The 6,912-nt window shown below is 56.2% G+C and carries 6 protein-coding genes; all 6 read right to left on the reverse strand.

The window, feature by feature from the left end:
• Positions 1-29: 29 nt before the first annotated feature.
• A complete protein-coding gene (cdd, locus tag NTD86_RS03470) occupies positions 30-446 on the reverse strand; it encodes a cytidine deaminase (RefSeq protein ID WP_262200767.1) in 417 nt (138 codons plus the stop codon).
• Positions 443-2,167 carry a bifunctional metallophosphatase/5'-nucleotidase gene (locus NTD86_RS03475; protein WP_262200768.1) on the reverse strand — a complete coding sequence of 575 codons (1,725 nt, stop codon included), beginning with the start codon at positions 2,165-2,167 and terminating at the stop codon, positions 443-445. The genes cdd and NTD86_RS03475 overlap by 4 nt, the downstream gene beginning before the upstream one ends.
• 19 nt (positions 2,168-2,186) lie before the next feature.
• Positions 2,187-2,837 (reverse strand): MotA/TolQ/ExbB proton channel family protein, encoded by a 651-nt coding sequence (locus NTD86_RS03480; RefSeq protein WP_262200769.1) that lies wholly within the window; start codon positions 2,835-2,837, stop codon positions 2,187-2,189.
• Positions 2,838-2,911: 74 nt separating this feature from the next.
• Positions 2,912-5,152, reverse strand: a complete 2,241-nt coding sequence (locus NTD86_RS03485) for a TonB-dependent receptor family protein (protein WP_262200770.1) — start codon at positions 5,150-5,152, stop codon at positions 2,912-2,914.
• 45 nt (positions 5,153-5,197) lie between these two features.
• Positions 5,198-5,953, reverse strand: coding sequence for an energy transducer TonB (locus NTD86_RS03490; protein ID WP_262200771.1), 756 nt, complete (start codon positions 5,951-5,953; stop codon positions 5,198-5,200).
• Positions 5,954-5,956: 3 nt separating this feature from the next.
• Positions 5,957-6,364: an ExbD/TolR family protein gene (locus NTD86_RS03495; protein ID WP_262200772.1), complete on the reverse strand. Its 408-nt coding sequence runs from the start codon at positions 6,362-6,364 to the stop codon at positions 5,957-5,959.
• Between the last annotated feature and the right edge of the window lie 548 nt (positions 6,365-6,912).

Here is a 6,912-nt window from a genome sequence, read left to right on the forward strand (position 1 = left end):
GGGTGCTGGGTGGGCAGGGCAGTGGGTCGTTAAAAACGGAAAGCGCCGGGTAGCAGTTGCTCGATGGTCCAGTCGCGGCTGGCCGATTCTTGATGCCCGACGCAATACACCGGGCAGTGAGCAAGCATGAGTTCGTGCATGACTTGGCGGCAGGCACCGCACGGGGAAATCAGTGCCACCTTGGGGGCATACACCAGCATCGCCTTGAAGCTGCCGGGTGCGTGGCCTTTGGCAATGGCGCTGAACAGTGCACTGCGTTCAGCGCAGTTGGTCAGGCCGTAGGACACGTTCTCGACATTGCAGCCGCGGATGATCTGATCATCCGCAGTCAGCAAGGCAGCCCCGACGGGAAAGTCCGAGTGCGGGCACCAGGCTGCCCTGGAGGCCGCAATGGCCTCGGGCAGCAGGCGTTCGAAAACGGCTTGCGCTTCGGGTGTGCGATTCATCGCTGGGCACTCGTAGCCATTGCGGCGTCGAGCTTGTGAATGCGTTGCCCGGGGGTGTTTTCGCCGACCGGATTACCGGCACGGTCATTGGCTTGCAGGTAGTCGATCAGCGCACCGAGGTCGTTGACGCCAGTGTCCATGCGCTGGCTGGCCTCTTTGAATACGGTGAAGTTATCGCCACCGCCCGCCATAAACGAGTTCACCGTTACCTGGTAGGGGTAGTCGGCAATGACTGGCACACCGTCAACTTTCATGCTGCTGGCCACCACTCGATCACCTTGAGGCCGGCTGGCATCCCAGCTATAGGTCAGTGAAGACGACGGCTGTAACGGGTAGAAGCCAAAGCCGTTGTTCTGCCATTGCTGCTCAAGCAGTTGCTTTAACTGCGCACCGGTCAGGGTGATGATTTGCAGCGTGTTGTTGAACGGCTGCACCGAGGCCACTTGGCTATAGATCAGTTGGTCTTGACCCGGGTCGAGGATCAAATCGGTGCGCATCCCGCCCAGGTTGATGAACGCTATTTGCGCACCCAAAGAGCGGGTTGCGTGCAGTTGCGCATCGGACACCAGGTCGCCCATGGCGGACTCGCCCGCCGCGTTGATGGTGCGTTTGACTTCTGTACCGGCCATGCGTGCGATCGGTTTGGTCAGGATCTCTTTGCTGCGGGCCTCAACCTCAGCCTGCTGTGCGGCAATTTCCGGCATCGGCTGGTAGCGTTTCGGGTCGACCACAATGTTTTCGGCTGTGGCAGACAGCAGTTGGTGTTTGGCGGTGTCGATCTTCAGGTTCAGGTGCGTGACCAGGCGACCATAGGAGCTGGCCTGGGTGATCAGTTTGTCGCCCAGACGGCACATGTAGCCTTGGTGGGTGTGAGCGGTAATGACCACCTTGATTTCCGGCGAAAGACGATTGGTCACATCCAGGATGTCGCCCTTGAGCTGGCTGCAATCGGTCTTGTCGAAGGATTCAGGGGTTTCGCCGCCCTGGTGGATCACCATGACCACCGCGTCCACGCCTTGCTTGTGCAGTTCAGGCAACAATGCGTTGGCTGCTTCGGCTTCGTCGATGGTGTACAGACCGTTCATGCTTTGGGTGCTGACGTACGTTGAGACGTTGCGCAGCACAGCGCCGACGAACGCGATTTTCGCGCCGTTGGATTCTTCAATCTTGTAAGCCGGGAACAGCGTCTTGCCGGTTTGTGCGTCGATCAGGTTGGCCGCCACATAGGGGAAGCGGGTGCCTTTGTAATCCTTGCTGTACACGCAGGCTTTTTCAGGGCGTGGGGAGTCGCAGCCGCCGTTGATCTGGCGTTGCAGCTCGATTGTGCCCTGATCAAGTTCATGGTTACCGATCACGCTGAATGTCAGCCCCAGTGTGCCGAGCGCCGTCAATGTCGGCTCGTCGGCCCACATGGCAGACATCGGCGGGCTGGCCCCGATCATGTCTCCGGCACCGACCAGCAGCATCTGCGGGTCTTTTTTACGCAATTCGCTGACCACACCGCTCAGGGCATTGATACCACCTGCCTGGATAGTCACTTTGCCGCCCGGCGCCGACGCATCGGCGTAGGTGAATGGGTTGGGCGCGAGGTTGCCGTGGAAGTCGTTGATTGCCGCAATGTTGACTTCGACTGTCTTGCCGGGCGGGTTACAGGCAGCCAGGGCCAGGGCCAGCGGGAGAACCAGGCTGGCTTGGCACAGACGCGAGAATACTTTCGACATGGGGGCTCCTTGGGGTGGCTCAGGCGGTGCGTTGCTGGCCAACCAGCGAGGCGGCAGGCACAGAAGTGGAGGCAACGTATTGAGTGCCCAGGCCTGCACGCAGCAGAAGCATTTTCAGGTTGTCGTTGATCAGTTCCAGACGGTCTTGCAGGTGGCTGTTAAAGACCATGCCGATCAATGCAATGGCAATACCCAGTGCGGTGGCGTACAGCGCAGTACCGATGCCGCGCGACACTTCACCCGGGTCGGAAACACCGGCTTCGGCCAGGGCTTTGAAGGTGTCGATGATGCCCATGATGGTACCCAGCAAGCCCAGCAGCGGGGCGCCGGCAACAACGGCTTCGAGGATCCACAGGCTGTGGGACAGTTTGCCGCGCAACGAGATGTAGATGGCCTGGCCGAGGTCTTCGAGTTCCTGATGCGAGTGCAAGTGGCGGCGACCGTCATAAATCTGCGAGAGCAGTTGCAGCGGGATGCTGTCACGTTGGGTCAAGGCTTGAGGCAAATCATCGACGCTGCGCACTTTGGTGCTGATGGCCGGCAGCAACTGACGTGCCTTGCGCAGTGAATAGCTGAAAAAGATGCAACGTTCAACGACGACAAAAGCGGCCAGCGCAGCAGCGCCGTACATGACGTAGAAAGTGAGATCGTGCAGCAGATTCATGTTCATCAGGATCATCCTATGGGTGGGTACAGCCCAGACCCGCTGTTCAGGCGGGCCTGGTTAAAGGTCAAATCAAAGGGTTAGAAACTGGCTTCAAAAGAAACCATGGCGGTACGTTCTTCACCGACGTTGTAGTACGGCGTTGCAGCGTTCAGACCACTGACAGGCGCAGCGTTGAGCACCACGGTACGGGCCGACGACAGGTATTCCTTGTCGAAGACGTTCAGCACCGAGAGGCGGATGGCGGCAGTTTTGAAGATCTTTTTGTCGACCGGCAGGCGCACGCCGGCGCTGAGGTCAAACGTGGTACGGCCAGCGATTTGTTCGTCGTTGGTCAAGTCGCCGTAGTAGCTGCCGACGTACTTGCCGGAAACGTTGGCGTAGTAGCGTTTGTTATCCCAACCCAGGGTGGCGTTGAGCATGTTTTTCGGGACGTTGGCCAGTTGCTTGCCCGCAGTTGGCAAGTTTTTGTTGCGGATGGTCATGTCGTCTTGCTGTTCGGACTCGGTGTAGGTGTACGAGGTGTAGTAGTTGAAGTTGTACGGCAGCAGACCGCTCCACTCCAGCTCCAGACCTTTGTTCACCACATTGCCGACGTTGAGCATTTCGTAGTCGCCATCAGCGTTGGTGGTCGACAACTGACGGTTTTTGTACGAGATGCGGAACAGCGTTGCGCTCAGTGCCATGTCATCTTTGGTGAAGCGCCAGCCCAGTTCCTGGTTCCAGCTCAGTTCAGGTTTGGTGCTGATCGAGTCGCCTACGTTGTAGAGCACATAGTTAGGCGGCGTACGCATGTTGCGGGTGATGTTGTAGAACGTCTGGTTTTCGTCGTTGATCTGGTAGCGCGCACTGAAGTTAGGCAGGAACTGACTGTACGTGGCGTCATTCTTTTGCGGCTTGTTGTACAGGTCACCAAGCATGTTGCCGTCACGTTCAACGTGCTGGTAAGCGAGGCCGCCGACCAGGGTCAAGTCTGGCGTTACGGTCCAGGTATCCTGGGCCCAGACTTTTTGCGCTGGAGTGATGGTGAACTGGTGACGACCTTGTACGGTGGCACCGTTGTTATCCTTCACCTCATTGCCTGCGTTGTAATCGCCCCAGATATCAGACGGTGCACCGTTCGCAGTGATGCTGATAAACGGCTGGGTCTGGCGCTGACGGGCACGTTCGTACCAGTGGCCCACGTCGATGCTGTGCGACTCGTTCAAGTCCCACTTCAGCTTGGTGGTGATACCTGAACGCCAGGTTTCGGTCCAGGAAGGACGGTAGTAGGTGTCGTAAGGCAGGCCCTTGAGGTCATAGTTGCCGGCCTTGTCGCTGGTGGACGACAGGCCGGACGCCGATTGACCGGTGAAGCTGCCACCATTGGCCCAGTAGTAGTAGGGCACCATGGTCAACGACAGGTCGTCGCGCAACTGGAAGCGCTGGGTCAACGAAGCCGTCAGGTTTTCAAACGGGTTTTGGTTGAGCTTGTAGTACGAGACCAGTTTGCCGCTGCTGTTGTAAATCGGGTTTTCAGCGTAATCAAGGGTACGTCCCGACTTCTGGAACTGCGCCTTGCTCAACGTGTTGTAGTTATAGTTTTCCTGTTTGTGGTACTTGATGATGGCGTTGGTCGAGTTGCCATTACCGTCTTCAAATAACGTGTTCCATTCAAACTTGTTGGCGCGAAGAGTGCCTTTGCCGCGCCACTTGTCACCCTCGGTGTGAGACGCCGACAGATAACTTCTGAAACCGTTGATGTCGCCAGTGTTAATACGCACAAACGACTTGTCGAGACTGTTAGTGCCGATGGCTTGTTTAACGAAAACGCCGGCTTCTTTAGTTGGGCGCATGGTCACCAGACCAATGTTGCCACCACTGGAACCAATGTGCGGGCCGTCCACTTCGGAAGAGCCTTGAGTAACAAAGATCTCACTGAAGTTTTCCGGGTCACCCAGCAAGTTTGGATAGATCGAATAGTCACCCGAGTCGTTGATCGGGATACCGTCTGCCGAAATACCGACCTGGTCGGAGTTCATGCCGCGCATGGTGAAGCTGGTGCCGCTCAGGCCCGAGGCGTCGGTGCTGGAAACGTTGATGCCCGGCGTGTATTTCAATTTGTCGAGGGCGTTGGCGGTCGGTGCCATTTCGTCCATCGCTTCTTTGGTAACAGTCGAACGGCCCTTGGCCGAATCTTCCTGAACCATATGGCCATTCCCCAGACTTTGGCCAGTTACTTTAACGTCACCTATATCAACTGAATCTTGCGCAAGAGCAGAAAAAGTCCAGCCGCCTACCCCAACGGCTAGCAACGTTGCGAATAAAGTATTGAGTTTCAAAACGCTTTCCTCTTAAACATCATGAGTGGAGCTGAGTGGTTTTAGTTATTGCTCAATGTTGTATACAAGCGTGGCGCTGAAGCGGTATTTATCTTTGCCCGAGAACGTGTTGTCGGGAAATGGAACAACTTTATCGAGGCGTTTTAAACTTGTTTGAGCTGCTCGGTTGAGCAACATGTTTGTCGCCTTCTTTTCAATGCCCGAGTCGAGCACCTTGCCGCTACGGTCAATCAACAGCCACACCACCACGTTGCCTTCCGGGCGTTGTAATGAAGCTTCGCGACCTCGCGGGTATTGCTTGTATTTTTCCAACTCCGCCAGCAGGCGAGCGGTGTAGCGGCTTTCCTGGTCTGCCGAGTTGTTGTGCGGGGCCTGGGCGACAGGCCGGACCACTGGCGCTGGAGCAGGCGGCGCGGGTGTCGGGGCCGCTGCCTGCACCACGGGTTGCGGCTTGGGCGGTGTCGGCGCGGCCTTGACCACCTGCGGCTTTGGCTTGGGCGGTGGCGGTTTTGGCGCCGGTGGCTTGGGCTTGGGCGGCGGAGGTGGCGGTTCTTCTATTTGCGCTTCAGCCTCTTCGACTTCTGGCGGCGGTGGCGGCTCCTCGACCACGGGCTCAGGTTCAGGCTCCGGCGGCGGTGGCTGTAATTCTTCAGGGTCGATCAGCGCGATCTCGACGGTTGTGTCGTCGAACTTGGGCGTGATCTTCAAGGTCGCATGTGTGGCGCTATGAATAGCCACCGCCAGCAGGCAGATCGCGGGTAGACAAGCGATAGCCTTGCGGGATTTGAAAAGAACCGACATGACTTAAAGCTTCCGGGTCGCGATGGAAACGGAGGAAAAACCGCTGCTTTTGAGCACGTCCATCACGCTCACCAAACGTGCTACTTCAACACCTTCATCGCTGTTGAGGATGATCACCATCTTCTGCTCAGGGTTTTCCATGGCCTTGAGTTGCTCGACCAGATGGGTCTGGTCCAGGTCCTTGCCGTCCAGTTGCAGGCGGTCATCCAGGCCCAATGTAATGACAGCCTTGTTTTGCGGCTTGAGTTGTTGCGCGTGTGCAGCGCCTGGCAACTGAGTCTTGATCCCCAGCGCAGGGATCACGTTGAGACTGATCAATACGAAAAACACCAACAGAAACATCATCACGTCGATCATCGGAATGATCTCGATGTGCAGGCGTTTTTTCTTCGGTTCTTCCCAGCTTCGCATCACGTGTACTCCAGTCCACAGAGGGGATCACACTGCTGATCGCCCATTCAGATTCTCACTTGCGGTTAGCTAGAGCACAGTGCATGCCGAACCTGTCTCAAGTGACAGGTTGGAGAGTAGGGGAGTGGTGTTTCATTTTGATTTCAGGAAGATTATTTTGTTACGAATGTTTTGGATGTTTATGCTTTATGTAAAGACGTAGGTTAAGCGTCTGTTATTTATAGGTTTTATTTGTATTGATTGGCTTGGGATGAGGCGTTTCAGGAAGGAGACGACTATCGAGTGAAGCTGTAAAAAATTGACATTTGTGTCAGGTTTTTGAAGTTTGTCTCGACGTTGAGCATGGGTGAGGGTGGCCTTTGGCGATGTCGGTGACACGGTACTGTTAAATAATGTTCATTTTTATGACAGCAACATGAAAACCGCTGAGCAGCGGTTGCAATGGTATGACTAGCCCACATAGGTAACGGTTCTGGGTCTATTGCGGTGTAAGCAGGGATAACGACAGAGTCACTGGGTACATATCCATTCGATGGGTAACGGCCACC

Source organism: Pseudomonas sp. 7P_10.2_Bac1 (assembly GCF_025465935.1).
GTDB lineage: Bacteria > Pseudomonadota > Gammaproteobacteria > Pseudomonadales > Pseudomonadaceae > Aquipseudomonas.

Coding starts and splice junctions, on each gene's coding strand:
- cdd (WP_262200767.1), bottom strand. CDS start 446: ATGAATCGCACACCCGAAGCGCAAGCCGTTTTCGAACGCCTGCTGCCC.
- NTD86_RS03475 (WP_262200768.1), bottom strand. CDS start 2,167: ATGTCGAAAGTATTCTCGCGTCTGTGCCAAGCCAGCCTGGTTCTCCCG.
- NTD86_RS03480 (WP_262200769.1), bottom strand. CDS start 2,837: ATGAACATGAATCTGCTGCACGATCTCACTTTCTACGTCATGTACGGC.
- NTD86_RS03490 (WP_262200771.1), bottom strand. CDS start 5,953: ATGTCGGTTCTTTTCAAATCCCGCAAGGCTATCGCTTGTCTACCCGCG.
- NTD86_RS03495 (WP_262200772.1), bottom strand. CDS start 6,364: ATGCGAAGCTGGGAAGAACCGAAGAAAAAACGCCTGCACATCGAGATC.